The sequence below is a fragment of the Herbaspirillum sp. UBA812 genome (genome assembly GCF_002296545.1).
Lineage (GTDB): Bacteria > Pseudomonadota > Gammaproteobacteria > Burkholderiales > Burkholderiaceae_D > Herbaspirillum > Herbaspirillum huttiense.
On sequence record NZ_DBIC01000106.1, the window covers coordinates 1 to 14,112 of the forward strand.

Below are 14,112 nucleotides of genomic sequence, written 5' to 3' on the forward strand. Positions count from 1 at the left end.
GTCGTGAGCTTGCGCGCGTTCAGACGGGCCAGCGCGCGCTCGGCGGCGTAGCGGCCGATGGCTTCGGGCTTGGCAAGCTTCTTGGGATCGCGTTTGGACGAATACCAGTCATCGCGCTGCATGCCCGCGCCCTTGCCGGCGATGGGCGCGACCGAGATGGTGTGGCGCGAGAACGGATAGCCGCCCATGAAACCACGGCTGTTGGCTGCGATGAAATGCGAGTGCTGTACGTAGACGCCAGCACCTTCGCTGTTGGTAATGCGCGGGTCGGTCTCGAGGGCTGCGGTCTCGCAGCGTTGGGCCAGCGCCACAGCTTCTTCGGCGGAAATATTCCACGGCGAAAACAATTTCAGGTCGCGCGGGGCCATTTCCAGCATCTCGGCGTCGGGCAGGCCGGCGCAGTCATCGATGGCGGTGAAGCGGGCGATGTTGTAGGCGGCCTCGACCGTTTCCTTCAGTGCCTGCTGCGAGAAATCCGAGGTACTGGCGTTGCCGCGCCGCACCTGGCGGCCTTCTCCGAGGAATACGGTGACGCCGATGCCCTTGTCCTTGTTCTGCTCGATGGTCTCGATCTTGCCCTTGCGCACCGCTACCGACAGGCCGCTGCCCTCGCTGATGTCGACGGCGGCGTCCGAGGCGCCCTTGTCCCGGGCATAACGCAGGACATCCTGCGCCAACTGCTTCAACTGGTCCTGACTGTGCGTAAATGGGGTATCGCTCATGAGCCTGTTTTCTCTGAAATGCGGGTAAAACGGTTATCATAGCAGTCGTTAAGCTTTATTTCTCGAAGTCACGATATGCCCAATGCCAACCGCGGTGCTGTCGGATTCCAATCCAGCGAATTCGAACAGGAATACGACCGCCCCTCCAAGTCCCAACTCAAGCGCGAGATGGATGCCCTGCAAAAGCTGGGCGAATCGCTCGTCGCCGAGCCGCGCGACCGCGTCAAGCGCGTTCCCATGCCCGAAGACGTGCGCGACGCCATCCTCGAATGCCAGCAGATCAAGGACCACGAAGGCCGCCGTCGCCAGATGCAGTACGTGGGCAAAAAGATGCGCACGCTGGAACCCGACGAACTGGCCATCATCCAGAAGACCATCGACAGCTGGCACGGCGCCTCCAAGGCCGAAACCGCCGCCATGCACGCCCTGGAACGCCGCCGCGAAAAGCTGCTGGCCGATGACCAGGCGCTGACCGAACTGCTGAACCGCCATCCCGACGTCGACGTGCAGCACATGCGCACGCTGATCCGCAATGCCCGCAAGGAGCAGGCGGAAAACAAGCCGCCCAAGGCTTACCGCGAAATCTTCCAGATCCTCAAGCAGCTGCAGGCACAGGCTGCACGCGCCAAGAGCGAAGCCGCCGAGGATGAGGCGGACGAGCAGGATGACGATGAGCGTTGAGGCTGTAACGCCCATCGCCCGTGAGGTGCTGCGGGTCGGACTGGTCTCCATCTCCGACCGCGCCTCCGGTGGCGTCTACCAGGACCAGGGCATCCCCGCCCTGCAGGAATGGCTCAGCAAAGCGCTCACCAGCGCCTTTGAAGTCGAGACGCGACTGATCCCCGATGAACGCGCACAGATCGAGCAGACCCTGGTGGAACTGGTCGATGTAGCCCGTTGCGACCTGGTTTTGACCACGGGTGGCACCGGCCCGTCGCGCCGCGATGTCACGCCCGAAGCCACGCTGGCCATCGGTACCAAGGCAATGCCCGGCTTTGGCGAACAGATGCGCCAGATCAGCCTGCAGTTCGTGCCGACCGCGATTCTCTCGCGCCAGGTCGCCGTGATTCGCGAGACCGAAGGCCATGCCGCGCTGGTACTGAACCTGCCCGGCCAACCCAAGTCCATCCGCGAAACACTGGAAGGATTGAAGGACGAGGACGGCAAGGTCAAGGTGCCCGGCATCTTTGCCGCCATCCCCTACTGCATCGACCTCATCGGCGGTCCTTACATCGACACCGATGAGAGCGTCTGCAAGGCCTTCCGTCCCAAGTCGGCCATCCGGCCCGCCAGCAAGTAACAGCACCTCAGCGGCCCGCACCACGATGCGGGCCTGCCCTCCCCTCAGTTCGGACACTTCCCCTCATCCGGCCCGCCGCACAGCGCGGCCGCATTCAGCAGATCCAGGTATTGTTGCAATGCTGCCGGCGAGATCCGGTAGGGATACTGCTTGAAGGCGTTTTCGGTCGGCGGACGCCAGCTGAACTGCACCACGAACAGTTGCTGCTTGCCCTGATACACCGCCAGTACAGTTCCCTCGCCATAGGGCGCAACTGGCCCGGTACGGTCGCAGAAGCCGCCGCTGACAGAAACCGGGATATTGTTGGTGCTGCCATCCTTCTGCGCCATCGCCACGAAGCGGCCCGGGCAATTGCGCTGGGCTCCCTGCATCACTTCAGTCAAGGCCACCTGTGCCACGGTCAGGTTGCGCGCCTGGATGTTGGCGACCAGTCCGGCATCGGGATAGCCGCGGCGCTGCACGCCCATGTAGCCCTCGCGCCAGGAGTCGTGCGCTTCGTTGGGCGGCAGGAAATCGACCACGTAATTGCCCTCAGGATCGCCGTCCATATAGGCCAGACGCCAGCCCGGCGGGGGTGAGATCATCAGGTTTTCGCCGAGCGGCCGGAACAGCCGGCCCTCGGCTTCGGTATGGCCGGCCAGGGGAAGCATGGCCAGTACGGAGGCCAGCAGCGGGGCCAGCAGGCGATGCGATGGGATGCACTTCATGGGTTTTCCTTTTGCAGCGCCGCCATCGCGGCGGCGTTCATCGTATGATGTGAGCCCATTGCAGCACAGACGCTGCGCATGACCACGGGCAAGGCCGTATTGTGCTCCCGCGCCGGGACAGACACAAATGCCGTGCCCCGCCCTTTCATCCACCGACCGCAACAGGAACCGCACGCTTATGTCCGCTCCCCTCGAAACGATACAGATCGATACCGCTCCCAACCCCACTGCCTCCGTCATCTGGCTGCACGGCCTGGGTGCCGATGGTTCGGACTTCGTGCCCATCGTGCGCGAGCTGGACCTGTCGGGCTGCCCGCCCATCCGTTTCATCTTCCCGACCGCGCCGACCATGCCGGTGACCATCAACGGCGGCTACGTGATGCGCGCCTGGTACGACATCTTCGCGCCCGACCTGGTCCGCCGTGAAGACGAACCCGGCCTGCGCGCCTCGCAGGCCGCCATTGAAGCGCTGATCGCGCAGGAGCGCGCACGCGGCATCCCCGCCGAGCGCATCGTGCTGGCCGGTTTCTCGCAAGGCTGCGCCATGACCTTGCAGACCGGCCTGCGTCATCCGGAACGCCTGGCCGGCCTGATGTGCCTGTCCGGCTATCTGCCGCTGGCCGCCACCATCGAGGCCGAACGCCACGGTGCCAACCACGACACCCCCATCTTCATGGCCCACGGCACCATGGATCCGGTGGTGGTGCTGGAGCGCGCCGTCAAGTCGCGCGAATTGCTGACTCAGTTGGGCCACAAGGTCGAGTGGCATGACTATCCGATGCAGCATTCGGTGTGCGGCGAGGAAGTCGAGGATATCGGGGCGTGGCTGACCAAGGTCCTGGCCTGAGTCCGACCGCGCAGCACCCGCACCCGAACCTGCAATCGCAATGACAACGCCCCCGCACGATGCACTCGTGCGGGGGCGTTGCCGTTTTCCCTGCGCATTGTTACGCGCAGGGCAGCCTTGCAATTACTTCAGGCGGAACTTCAGTTCCTCGCTCGCCTGGCGCATCGCGGTCTGCACGGCAGGCACCTTGGCCAGTACGTTCAGCAGGCCGAAGTCGTGGATCATGCCGTTGTAGCGCACGCTGGTCACGGCCACGCCGGCGGCTTGCAGCTTGCGGCCATAGGCCTCGCCTTCATCACGCAGCACGTCGTTTTCGGCGGTCTGGATCAGGGTCGGCGGCAGGCCGGCCAGTTGCGCCGGGGTCGCATTCAAGGGCGAGGCGGTGATTTCCTTGCGCTTGGCGGCGTCGGTGGTGTAGCTGTCCCAGAACCACTTCATCATGTTCTTGGTGAGGAAGTAGCCATTGGCGAACTGGTTGTAGGAAGCCGTTTCGAAGTTGGCATCGGTCACCGGCCACAGCAGCACTTCCGAACGCAGGGCGGGGCCGCCCTTGTCCTTGGCCATCAGGGCCACGACCGCAGCCATGTTGCCACCGACGCTGTTGCCGGCCACGGCCAGGCGCTTGCCATCGACCTTGATTTCCTTGCCGTGCTCGGCCACCCACTTGGTGGCGGCATACGCCTGGTTGATGGCCACGCCGTAGCCGGCTTCCGGCGACGGCGTGTAGTTCACGAACACGGCCACCGCACCCGAGTTGGCCACCAGGTCACGCACCAGGCGTTCGTGGGTCGGGAAGTCGCCTAGCACCCAGCCGCCACCGTGGAAGAACATGAAGGCCGGCAAGGTCTTGGTCACGCCCGCCGGACGCACGATGGTCAGCTTGATCTGCTGGCCGTCGGCGGTGATGGTCTTTTCCGACACGTCCGCCTTGGGCAGCTCCAGCTTCACGCTGGCTTGCGCACCGACCAGCACGGCGCGCGCATCCTGCGGCGAGAGCTGTTCCAGGGGCTTGCCACCGCCGGCTTCCAGCGCCTGCAAGAAGGATTGGGTAGTCGGTTCCACACCGGCATCACCGGCGGCATAGGCGTTGCCAAAAACCAGGCCGATGGCGGCGACGGCGGCGAGTTGCTTGAACGAGGTCATGATCTTCTTCCTTTTCTCTAATCTCAGATGAGCGAATCGGTGGATTCACCGGGTAAGTGCTGCGAGGGAACTGCGTACTTGTTGCTGTGCTGCCGGGTACTGCGGTACTGCACTGGCCGTTCGCGGCCAGGAAAACTGTCGATACAACGATAAAACTAAAATCCTATTAAATAGCAAACTACTTAGTTGGCGCTATTGGCTCTGCGTATAACGGCCGCTCGGAGGGCGGGACAATGCCGCCATTCCGCTCCGTCTGCTGATGCCGGTTACCTGGCATTCTTGCGAGCAATTCACCAAAAATATAAAGCACTATTTAGTAGTGCACTATATATTTAACTTTCAAAAAGGGACTTGGCCTGGTCGCCGCATCCCTTCAACCTGCCCTGCTCACTCGCCCGTATTCTTGTGCAAGCGGGCACGCAAGGCCATCAATTCTTCCTTCATCGCCGTCAGTTCGGCCGCTGTCGATTCGGTTGCCCGCAAGACTTCACGGGGCAGTTCCACCGCCTGTTCGCGCAGCTTGTCACCTTCTGCGGTGAGCGAGATGACCACCTGCCGTTCATCGCTGGCCGCGCGTTCCCGGGTCACCAGGCCCTGCGCTTCCATGCGCTTGAGCAGCGGGGTCAGCGTAGCTGAATCCAGCACCAGGCGTTCACCGATATCGGACACCGTCAGCTGGTCCTGCTCCCACAACACCATCAGCACCAGATACTGCGAATAGGTGATGCCCATGTTGCGCAACAGCTTGCGATAGAGCTTGCTCATCGACAGCGAAGTCGAGTACAGGGCAAAACACAACTGGGCATCCAGCAGCGGGGCCGACTTGCGTTTGTCTGTTTTCGAATTCATGCAGCGCAGTTTAGCGAGGCCAAAATTAAATAGCAAGCGATTTAATCAAAATATTTACGCTTGGCCGTCGCCACTTCGCCACGCCCCTTCCTCGGGCGGACTGGGCCCCGATTGCGCACCATCGCGAAGCAGGCCTGCACCGGCACGATGGACTGATGCGCAACCTTGCACGCCATTTCCCTCGTCGCAGCCATCCGACGGGAGGCCCGCCCCGCCTGCATTCCCGGCTACTGATACAGCCTGGCCGACTGACGCGAAGCTGACGCCATGGCACGCTTCCTGCATGTCTTCTTCGTTGTATACATTGACGTATCCGTGCTTGCCTTCACCGTGTCCATCGCCTAAGCTGGCCCGATGGCCGTGGCAGGCGGGTTTGCCGCCCAGGCCGGTTGCGCTCGATCCGTGATGACTTCTGAAAGGAAAAACGAATGAACCCGCGTGTCTCCCGTTTCCTGCTGTCCGCGATGTCCTCGGCCGTGCTGGCCGCCTGTACCCTGCCCGCCTGGGCGGTGACGCTCAATATCTCGCTGGACGCCGACCCCGGCAAGCTCGACCCCACGCAGTCCTCCATGCTCAACGAGCGCATCGTCTACCAGAGCATCTTCGACAAGCTGGTGGACCTGGATGGCGAGGGCAAGATCATCCCCATGCTGGCCGAGCGCTGGACCGTGTCCGAGGATCAGAAAACCTACACGCTGTATCTGCGCAAGGGCGTCAAATTCCAGGACGGCACGCCCTTCGATGCCAAGGCGGTGGAATTCAACCTGCTGCGCGGCCAGGAGAAAACCTCCCTGCGCCGCAATGAACTGAAATACGTCAGCAAGATCACGGTGGTCGATGAGCACACCATCAAGCTGGACCTGTCGACGCCCTTCGCGCCCTTCCTCTCCACCCTCACCGATCGCGCCGGCATGATGTCGTCGCCGGCGGCAGTGAAGAAATACGGAGAAGACTACGTCAACCATCCGGTCGGCACCGGCCCCTTCGTCTACGAAGGCCGCCTCAAGGGCGCCACCATCACGCTCAAGAAGAATCCCGACTACTGGCGCGCCGGCCTGCCCAAGGTGGATGAAGTGGTCTACAAGATCATGCCGGACGTCAATGTAGCCTTCAACAACCTGCGCAGCGGCCAGGTCGACATCAGCAACCGCTTCCCCTACAAGGAAATCACCAACGTCCCGGCCAACGCCAGCTACACGGTGCTCAACAAGCCGTCGCTGGGCTTCCGCGGCTTCTACATGAACACCGGCAAGCCGCCCTTCGACAAGAAGGAAGTGCGCGAAGCCGTGGATATCCTGATCGACCGCAACGCCATCGCCAAGGTGGTCTACAACAATGCAGTGGCCGCCGGCCATTCGCCCTTCTCCAAGGCGCAGTTTGCCAATGGCCCCAGCGACGTGCCGCCCAAGGTCGACGTGGCCCGCGCCAAGGCCCTGCTCAAAGCCGCTGGCAAGGAAAATGGCTTCAGCTTCAAGTTGACCCTGCCGACCACGCCCGATGAATTGCAGGTCGGCCAAATGATCCAGGGCATGCTGCGCCCGGCCGGCATCACCGTCACGCTGGAGAAGACCGAACTGGCCACCCAGATCGAGGCCGGCAAGACAGGCAACTTCGAAGGCCTGTTCGTGGGCTGGAGCGGCCGCCCCGATCCGGACCAGAACATCTATGACTTCGTCACCACCAACGGCTCCCTGAACTATTCACACTTCGGTGCCAAGGAAGTGGACGACCTGCTGCAGCAGGCCCGCGTGGAAGGCGACCAGGCCAAGCGCAAGGCGCTCTATGACCAGGCCATGGCGATCCTGGTCAAGGAAGTGCCCTACGTCTACACCGTGCATGACAACGTGCTGTTCGGTATCGCCAAGTCAGTCAAGGGCTTCCAGTACGTGCCCGATGGCGTGATCCGCACTGCGACCGTGTCCAAGTAAGTCCCATGGCCACGACGATCAAGCTGCCCAAGCTGGCCCAGCGCCTGCTGCTGTCGGTGCCTACCCTGCTGCTGGTGAGCATGGTGGTGTTTTCCCTGCTGGCGGTGCTGCCGGGTGATCCGGTGGCCGCCATCCTCGGCATGGAAGCCACGCCGGAAGCGGCCGCCGCCCTGCGCCTGAAACTGGGGCTGGACGATCCGCTGCTGGTGCAGTACGGACGCTGGCTGTGGGCCGTGCTGCATGGCGACCTGGGCCGCTCCTTCATCGACAACACCCCGGTGGCCGATGCCTTGTGGCAGCGCCTGCCGGTGACCATCGAACTGGCCATCGGCAGCTTCCTGGTGGCTGTCGTGATTGCGGTGCCGGCCGGCATCCTCTCGGCAGCGCGACCGCGTGGCTGGGCCAATGCCATCGGCACCCTGATTGCGCTGTTCGGCATGTCGGTACCGCACTTCTGGCTGGGCATGCTGTTCATCATCCTGTTTGCGGTCAAGCTGGGCTGGCTGCCCGCCTCGGGTTTCGTGCCGCTGTCGGTGGACTGGCACGCCAACCTGATCGCCATGATCATGCCCATGGTCGTGACCGGCCTGCGTGAATCGGCCATCCTCATGCGCATGGTACGCAGCAGTTTGCTGGAAGTGCTCAACGAGGATTACATCCGCACCGCCTTCTCCAAGGGCCTGCGCGACTGGCAGGTGGTGCTGGGCCATGCGTTGCGCAATGCCATGATCCCGGTGGTCACGGCCAGCGGCCTGATGGTCTCCGGCATGCTGGGCGGACTGGTCATCACCGAAAGCATCTTCGGCATTCCCGGCATGGGCAAGATGATCGTCGACGCCATCTTCCAGCGCGACTACGTGACTGTACAGGCCGGTGTACTGGCCGCCACCGTCATGGTGGTCATCGTCAACCTGTGCGTGGACCTGCTCTACAGCGTGATCGACCCGCGCATCGCCCGCTGAAGCCTGCCCAACGCCTCCAACCATGACGTCTCCCGACATGAACCCTCCCTCCCCTGCGCAGGCCCTGCCGGCGCTGCCCCGCTGGCGTACCCTGCGCCGCTTCAGCCGCAACCGTCTGGCGGTGATCGGTGCGGTGATCATCACTGTACTGGTACTGTTGGCGATCACTGCACCGGTACTGGCCCGGTACGATCCCATCTTTGACCAGGACTACGGCAACCTGCTGTCTGGTCCCAGCGCCGAGCACTGGCTCGGTACGGATGACCTGGGTCGCGACATCTATACCCGCATGCTGTACGGTTCGCGCATCTCGCTGCAGGCGGCGCTGATCTCGGTCGGGCTGGCCTTTTCATTGGGCGTGCCCATCGGCATCGTCAGCGGCTACTATCGCGGCGCGGTCGATGCCATCGTCATGCGCGTGGTCGATGCGCTGCAGGCTTTTCCTTCACTGATCCTGGCGCTGGCCCTGGCGGCCGCGCTGGGGGGCGGTTTCTACAATGCCATGGTGGCGGTCGGCATCGGCTTCACCTCGTCCTTCGTGCGGCTGGCACGCGGGCAGGCCATGACCATCCGCAACCTCGACTACGTCATGGCCGCACGCTCCATCGGCGCCGGGCACCTGCGCATTATGTGGCGCTACATCCTCCCCAATTCGCTGGCGCCCCTGGTGATCCAGGCCACCTTTGCCATGGGCACGGCCATCATCGCCGAAGCCGGGCTGTCCTATCTCGGCCTGGGCGCCAAACCGGAAGATCCGAGCTGGGGGTCCATGCTGCACATCGCCCAAGGCTACCTGAACACCACGCCGATGCTGGCCATGTGGCCGGGGCTGGCGATCTTCCTGGTGGTGCTGGGCTTCAACCTGCTGGGCGATGGCATCCGTGAAGTGTTCGATCCCAAACTGAGCCGCTGAGGAACCGCCATGCTCACCATCGACAATCTCAAGATCGAATTTCTCAGCCACGGCCGCCGCGTTGCGCCCGTCGATGGCGTTTCCTTCTCACTGGGGCAGGACGAAACCGTGGGCCTGCTGGGTGAATCCGGCTGCGGCAAGAGCGTCACCGCCCTGTCCATCCTGCGCCTGTTCCCCATGGCCAGCCAGGCCAGGCTGTCGGGTGCGATCCGCTTTGGCGAGCGCGACCTGCTGCAGGCCGATGACGCCACCCTGCGCAGCATCCGCGGCAAGGAGATCGCCATGATCTTCCAGGAACCGATGACCTCGCTGAACCCGCTGCATCGCATCGGCGAGCAACTGGGCGAGATGCTTCTCATCCACACCTCCCTGCCGCGCCAGGAGATCGACGCCAAGGTCGTCGCCATGCTGGAACGCGTGGGCCTCTCGCGCGCGGCGCAACTGGTGGACGAATATCCGCGCAGCCTCTCCGGCGGCATGCGCCAGCGCGTCATGATCGCCATGGCCCTGCTGTGCCAGCCGCGCCTGCTGGTCTGCGATGAGCCGACGACCGCGCTGGACGTGACCATCCAGGCGCAGATCCTCGACCTGATGCGCGACCTCAAGCGCGAGCAGAAGACCTCCATCCTCATGATCACCCACGACTTGGGCGTAGTGGCCGAGATGTGCCAGCGCGTGGTGGTGATGTATGCCGGCCAGGTGGTGGAGCAGAGCAGCGTGGAAGATCTTTTCGACCGCCCCGCCCATCCTTATACGCATGCGCTGATGCGCGCGCGCCCGGCGCTGGATGCTACGCCCGGTGCGCCCCTGACCGCCATCCCCGGCAGCGTGCCGCCGCCAGGTACCGTCACACAAGGCTGCCGCTTCGCCGCCCGTTGCGCCCGCGCCCAGGACATCTGCCGCCAGGAGATGCCGGTACTGGAACATCTGGGTGATGGCCACAGCGTGCGCTGCTGGTATCCGCATTGAAGGTATAGAAGGCCCGATCATGACGACACTTCCTCCCCTGCTCGAAGTCCACGGACTGAAAAAATATTTCGCTTCCGGCAGCAGCACCGTCAAGGCCGTTGACGATGTCTCCTTCAGCCTGGCTGAAGGCCAGACCCTGGGCCTGGTTGGTGAATCCGGCTGCGGCAAGTCCACCACCGGGCGCAGCGTGCTGCGCCTGATCGAACCCAGCGAAGGCAGCGTGCGCTTCATGGGCCAGGAACTGACTCTGCTGCCGGAGGGCCAGCTGCGGGCCATGCGCCGTCACATGCAGATGGTGTTCCAGGATCCGTATGCCTCGCTGAACCCGCGCATGACCATCGGCGAAGTGCTGGAAGAACCTTTGATCGTGCACCAGCTGCACGACCGCGCTACCCGCAAGCGCAAGGTGGCCGAGGCACTCGACATGGTCGGGCTCAACCCGGCCTACGCGGCGCGCCATCCGCATGAATTCTCCGGTGGCCAGCGCCAGCGCGTGGGCATCGCACGCGCCATCATCACGCGGCCCAAGCTGGTGGTGGCCGACGAAGCCGTCTCAGCCCTCGATGTCTCGATCCAGGCGCAGATCCTGAATCTTCTGCGTGAGCTCCAGCAGGAGCTGGGGTTGACCTATCTTTTCGTCTCGCACGACCTGGCCGTGATCCGCCATGTCAGCGACACCATCGGCGTGATGTATCTCGGACGCATGGTGGAATCGGGCACATGTGAAGAGGTCTACACCCGGCCGCGCCATCCCTACACGCAGGCGCTGCTGTCGGCCATTCCACGTGAACATCCGCGCCAACAGCGCGAGCGCATCATCCTGCAGGGCAGCATCCCCAACCCGGCCGCGCCGCCCTCGGGCTGTCATTTCCATCCGCGCTGCCCTTCCTGCATGGAAGTGTGCAAGACCGAGGCGCCGCCTACGGTCAAGGTCAGCGCCACGCATACGGTGGCCTGCCACCTGAGCCGGCCCGAGCTGACGCTGCGCCCGACGTGATACGCAAGCCACCCGATAAAATACGCCCCTGAACCAAGAACGAGAGACCGCCATGCCCGCCTTCCCCGACTTCAGCAGCAACCACTATCCCTACTTCTCGCGCCGCAGCGCCGTCTATGCCCGGCGCGGCATGGTGGCGACCTCGCAACCGCTGGCCGCGCAGGCCGGGCTGGAAGTCCTGCAGCGCGGCGGCAATGCCATCGATGCAGCCATCGCAGCCGCTGCCGCATTGACGGTCGTGGAACCGACCGCCAACGGCATCGGTGGTGATGCCTTCGCCTTGGTCTGGCACGGCGGCAAGCTGCATGGCCTGAACGCCAGCGGCCCGGCCCCGCAATCGATTTCCGCCGACAAGCTCACCAGCGCCGGCCTGAAGGACGTGCCCAAGTACGGTGCCCTGCCCGTGACCGTGCCCGGCACGCCCAGTGCCTGGGCCGCGATGGCCAAGCGCTTCGGCAAGCTGGCGCTGACTGATTCCATGGCCGGTGCCATCACCCTGGCGCGCGAGGGCTTCCCGGTCTCGCCGATGGTGGCGCATGCCTGGCAGGTGGCGCAGCAGAACTTCAGGCGCGAGTTCAAGGAGCCGCATTTCCAATCGTGGTTCGATACCTTCTGCATCGATGGCCAGGCACCGCAAGCCGGCCAGCTGTGGCGCTCGGCGGGCCATGCTGCCACCCTGCAGGCGATTGCCGAAGACAATGCCGAGGGCTTTTATCGCGGTGCCCTCGCGGAAAAGATTGCCGCCTTCCTGCAGCAGGCCGGCGGCTACATGCAGGCCTCCGACCTGGCCGCATTCCAGCCGGAATGGGTGGACCCCATCGGCGTGAATTACCGCGGTTATGACGTCTGGGAAATCCCGCCCAATGGCCACGGCATGGTGGCCCTGATGGCGCTGAACCTGCTGAAGGCCTACGACTTCTCCGAGCGCGACACGCTGGCGACCTACCACCGCCAGATCGAAGCCATCAAGCTGGCCTACGCCGATGGCCTCGCCCATATCGCCGATCCCGCGCACATGAAGGTGACGGTGGAGCAATTGCTCTCGGACGCCTATGCCGATGAGCGCCGCAAGCTGATCGGCCCGCGCGCCACGCTGCCGGTGGCCGGCGACCCCTCGCGCGGCGGCACCGTGTACCTGTGCACGGCCGATGCCGAGGGCAACATGGTGTCCTTCATCCAGAGCAACTACATGGGCTTCGGCTCCGGCCTGGTGGTACCGGGCACCGGCATTGCCCTCCACAATCGCGGCAACAATTTCACGCTGGAAGCCGGGCATCCCAATGTGCTGGCACCGGGCAAGCGTCCGTATCACACCATCATCCCCGGCTTCATGACGCGCAATGGCCAGGCGGTCGGCCCCTTCGGCGTGATGGGCGGTTTCATGCAGCCGCAGGGCCACGTGCAGATGGTGATGAACACGGTCGACTTCGGCCTCAACCCGCAGGCCGCGCTGGATGCGCCGCGCTGGGAATGGGAGAAAGGAAACAAGGTCAGCATCGAACACAGCACGGCCGAACATCTCTTCCGTGGACTGGGCGGGCTGGGCCATGAAGTGGCGTGGTCGGGCAACCAGCTGGGCTTCGGCCGCGGCCAGATCATCTGGCGCAATGACGAAGGCGTGCTGTGCGGCGGCACCGAACCGCGTACCGATGGCAGCGTGGCCGCCTGGTAAAGAAAGCCCATCGTGAAAAGCCTGGCTGCTCCCGCCCCCGCCGCTGACGCCGACGCGCTCGCCCCTGATCTCGAGGGCAAAGACGCGCTGGTGCGCAATGGCTCCCTGCCCGAATATGTCTACGCGCAATTGCGGCAGGACATTTTCGACATGCGCCTCTTGCCCGGCGACCAGATCACCGAAACCGAAATCGCCGCGTATTTCAAGGTCTCGCGCACGCCAGTGCGGCAGGCGCTGCAACGCCTGCAGAACGATGGCCTGATGCAGGGCTATGTGCGCGGGGGCTGGGAGGTGGTGCCGATCGACTTCAAGCGTTTTTCCGATCTCTATGAAATGCGCAAGCTCATCGAGACGCACGCCGTGCGCCGCCTGTGTGCGCAAGCCGGAGACCAGTCAGTGCTGGCCGGTCTGCGCGCCACCTGGTGCGTGGCCGCCGAGGCCCGCGAACCGGATGGACCCAAGGCGGCCCTGCTCGATGAAGTCTTTCACCAGACGCTGGTGCGCGCGGCCGGCAACCAGGAGATGGCCGAGTCATTCGATCGTCTGACAGACCGCATCCGCATCGTGCGGCGGCTGGATTTCCTGTACGGTGATTGCCTGCACTCGACCTACGAGGAACATGCCGCCATCCTCGACAGCATCGCCGCCGGCGACGCCGAGGGCGCGATGCGCCTGATGGGTGAGCACATCGATGGCAGCCATGCGGAGGTCAACCAGATCACCTCGCATCGGCTGCACAGTGCGCGGGCGACGGCGACCACCAAGCCGCCGGCTTATGTGTCGGTAAGGGTGCGGCGGTCATTCTGACCGATGCTGACCAGGCACTGAAAGCCTGGCGCCGCTGTGTTAGGCTTCCCGCCTGACTTCAATTTGCCAAGCGGGGAGACACACATGAAAGTTGCCGTGATGGGCGCAGGTGCCGTGGGATGTTACTTCGCCGGGATGCTGGCGCGGGCAGGACACGATGTGGTCCTGGTGGGCCGGCCGCAGCACGTGGAGGCATTCAATACCAAGGGCCTGCGGCTGGAAGCAAAAACTTTCGATGAGACCCTCCCCGTCGAGGCCAGCACCGATCCCGCCATTGTGGCGGGGGGCGGCCCCGA

General features: G+C 63.9%; 15 protein-coding genes. 11 read left to right on the top strand and 4 right to left on the bottom strand.

What is annotated here, in order from left to right; translation table 11 throughout:
* A partial coding sequence (locus B3873_RS06760; RefSeq protein ID WP_286864816.1) for a TldD/PmbA family protein occupies window positions 1–722 on the bottom strand: 722 nt, incomplete at its 3' end.
* A 75-nt stretch (window positions 723–797) separates the two neighbouring features.
* On the opposite strand from B3873_RS06760, the gene yjgA reads away from it, so the two are divergent.
* Entirely contained in the window at window positions 798–1,403 is a 606-nt protein-coding gene (gene yjgA / locus B3873_RS06765) for a ribosome biogenesis factor YjgA (RefSeq protein WP_039786501.1), read from the top strand.
* Window positions 1,393–2,022: a molybdopterin adenylyltransferase gene (gene mog, locus B3873_RS06770; RefSeq protein WP_286864819.1), complete on the top strand. Its 630-nt coding sequence runs from the start codon at window positions 1,393–1,395 to the stop codon at window positions 2,020–2,022. Before yjgA ends, mog begins: the two co-directional genes overlap by 11 nt.
* 44 nt (window positions 2,023–2,066) lie before the next feature.
* On the opposite strand, the gene B3873_RS06775 is transcribed toward mog, so the two are convergent.
* On the bottom strand, window positions 2,067–2,729 hold the full coding sequence (locus B3873_RS06775) for a hypothetical protein (protein ID WP_286864821.1): 663 nt from the start codon (window positions 2,727–2,729) through the stop codon (window positions 2,067–2,069).
* Window positions 2,730–2,907: 178 nt separating this feature from the next.
* On the opposite strand from B3873_RS06775, the gene B3873_RS06780 reads away from it, so the two are divergent.
* Window positions 2,908–3,576 carry an alpha/beta hydrolase gene (locus B3873_RS06780; protein ID WP_286864823.1) on the top strand — a complete coding sequence of 223 codons (669 nt, stop codon included), beginning with the start codon at window positions 2,908–2,910 and terminating at the stop codon, window positions 3,574–3,576.
* 123 nt (window positions 3,577–3,699) lie between these two features.
* Here the strand turns inward: B3873_RS06780 and B3873_RS06785 are convergent, their stop codons facing one another.
* Both B3873_RS06785 and B3873_RS06790 read right to left on the bottom strand, forming a co-directional pair.
* Window positions 3,700–4,719: an alpha/beta hydrolase gene (locus tag B3873_RS06785; RefSeq protein WP_286864825.1), complete on the bottom strand. Its 1,020-nt coding sequence runs from the start codon at window positions 4,717–4,719 to the stop codon at window positions 3,700–3,702.
* A gap of 387 nt (window positions 4,720–5,106) precedes the next feature.
* Window positions 5,107–5,568, bottom strand: coding sequence for a MarR family winged helix-turn-helix transcriptional regulator (locus B3873_RS06790; RefSeq protein WP_039786512.1), 462 nt, complete (start codon window positions 5,566–5,568; stop codon window positions 5,107–5,109).
* A gap of 428 nt (window positions 5,569–5,996) precedes the next feature.
* Here B3873_RS06790 and B3873_RS06795 point away from each other — a divergent pair, with 428 nt between their 5' ends.
* The 8 genes from B3873_RS06795 to B3873_RS06830 form a co-directional block, all read left to right on the top strand.
* A complete protein-coding gene (locus B3873_RS06795; protein ID WP_286864828.1) occupies window positions 5,997–7,496 on the top strand; it encodes an ABC transporter substrate-binding protein in 1,500 nt (499 codons plus the stop codon).
* A 5-nt stretch (window positions 7,497–7,501) separates the two neighbouring features.
* Complete coding sequence (locus tag B3873_RS06800; protein ID WP_286864830.1) at window positions 7,502–8,458, top strand: ABC transporter permease; 957 nt, start codon at window positions 7,502–7,504, stop codon at window positions 8,456–8,458.
* A gap of 37 nt (window positions 8,459–8,495) precedes the next feature.
* Window positions 8,496–9,371, top strand: coding sequence for an ABC transporter permease (locus B3873_RS06805; RefSeq protein WP_232729643.1), 876 nt, complete (start codon window positions 8,496–8,498; stop codon window positions 9,369–9,371).
* A 9-nt stretch (window positions 9,372–9,380) separates the two neighbouring features.
* On the top strand, window positions 9,381–10,340 hold the full coding sequence (locus B3873_RS06810) for an ABC transporter ATP-binding protein (protein WP_286864834.1): 960 nt from the start codon (window positions 9,381–9,383) through the stop codon (window positions 10,338–10,340).
* Window positions 10,341–10,359: 19 nt separating this feature from the next.
* Window positions 10,360–11,337: an ABC transporter ATP-binding protein gene (locus tag B3873_RS06815; protein ID WP_286864836.1), complete on the top strand. Its 978-nt coding sequence runs from the start codon at window positions 10,360–10,362 to the stop codon at window positions 11,335–11,337.
* 52 nt (window positions 11,338–11,389) lie between these two features.
* Complete coding sequence (locus B3873_RS06820; protein ID WP_286864838.1) at window positions 11,390–13,009, top strand: gamma-glutamyltransferase family protein; 1,620 nt, start codon at window positions 11,390–11,392, stop codon at window positions 13,007–13,009.
* Between the two features lie 12 nt (window positions 13,010–13,021).
* Complete coding sequence (locus B3873_RS06825; RefSeq protein WP_286864840.1) at window positions 13,022–13,816, top strand: GntR family transcriptional regulator; 795 nt, start codon at window positions 13,022–13,024, stop codon at window positions 13,814–13,816.
* Window positions 13,817–13,900: 84 nt separating this feature from the next.
* Window positions 13,901–14,112 (top strand): ketopantoate reductase family protein (locus B3873_RS06830; protein ID WP_286864842.1); only part of this gene is annotated, 212 nt, incomplete at its 3' end.

What these genes read in the sequence shown, in the direction of transcription:
- B3873_RS06810 (WP_286864834.1), top strand. Translation starts at nt 9,381, where the DNA reads ATGCTCACCATCGACAATCTCAAGATCGAATTTCTCAGCCACGGCCGC.
- B3873_RS06780 (WP_286864823.1), top strand. Translation starts at nt 2,908, where the DNA reads ATGTCCGCTCCCCTCGAAACGATACAGATCGATACCGCTCCCAACCCC.
- B3873_RS06800 (WP_286864830.1), top strand. Translation starts at nt 7,502, where the DNA reads ATGGCCACGACGATCAAGCTGCCCAAGCTGGCCCAGCGCCTGCTGCTG.
- B3873_RS06795 (WP_286864828.1), top strand. Translation starts at nt 5,997, where the DNA reads ATGAACCCGCGTGTCTCCCGTTTCCTGCTGTCCGCGATGTCCTCGGCC.
- B3873_RS06775 (WP_286864821.1), bottom strand. Translation starts at nt 2,729, where the DNA reads ATGAAGTGCATCCCATCGCATCGCCTGCTGGCCCCGCTGCTGGCCTCC.
- mog (WP_286864819.1), top strand. Translation starts at nt 1,393, where the DNA reads ATGAGCGTTGAGGCTGTAACGCCCATCGCCCGTGAGGTGCTGCGGGTC.
- B3873_RS06785 (WP_286864825.1), bottom strand. Translation starts at nt 4,719, where the DNA reads ATGACCTCGTTCAAGCAACTCGCCGCCGTCGCCGCCATCGGCCTGGTT.
- B3873_RS06790 (WP_039786512.1), bottom strand. Translation starts at nt 5,568, where the DNA reads ATGAATTCGAAAACAGACAAACGCAAGTCGGCCCCGCTGCTGGATGCC.
- yjgA (WP_039786501.1), top strand. Translation starts at nt 798, where the DNA reads ATGCCCAATGCCAACCGCGGTGCTGTCGGATTCCAATCCAGCGAATTC.
- B3873_RS06815 (WP_286864836.1), top strand. Translation starts at nt 10,360, where the DNA reads ATGACGACACTTCCTCCCCTGCTCGAAGTCCACGGACTGAAAAAATAT.
- B3873_RS06820 (WP_286864838.1), top strand. Translation starts at nt 11,390, where the DNA reads ATGCCCGCCTTCCCCGACTTCAGCAGCAACCACTATCCCTACTTCTCG.
- B3873_RS06805 (WP_232729643.1), top strand. Translation starts at nt 8,496, where the DNA reads ATGAACCCTCCCTCCCCTGCGCAGGCCCTGCCGGCGCTGCCCCGCTGG.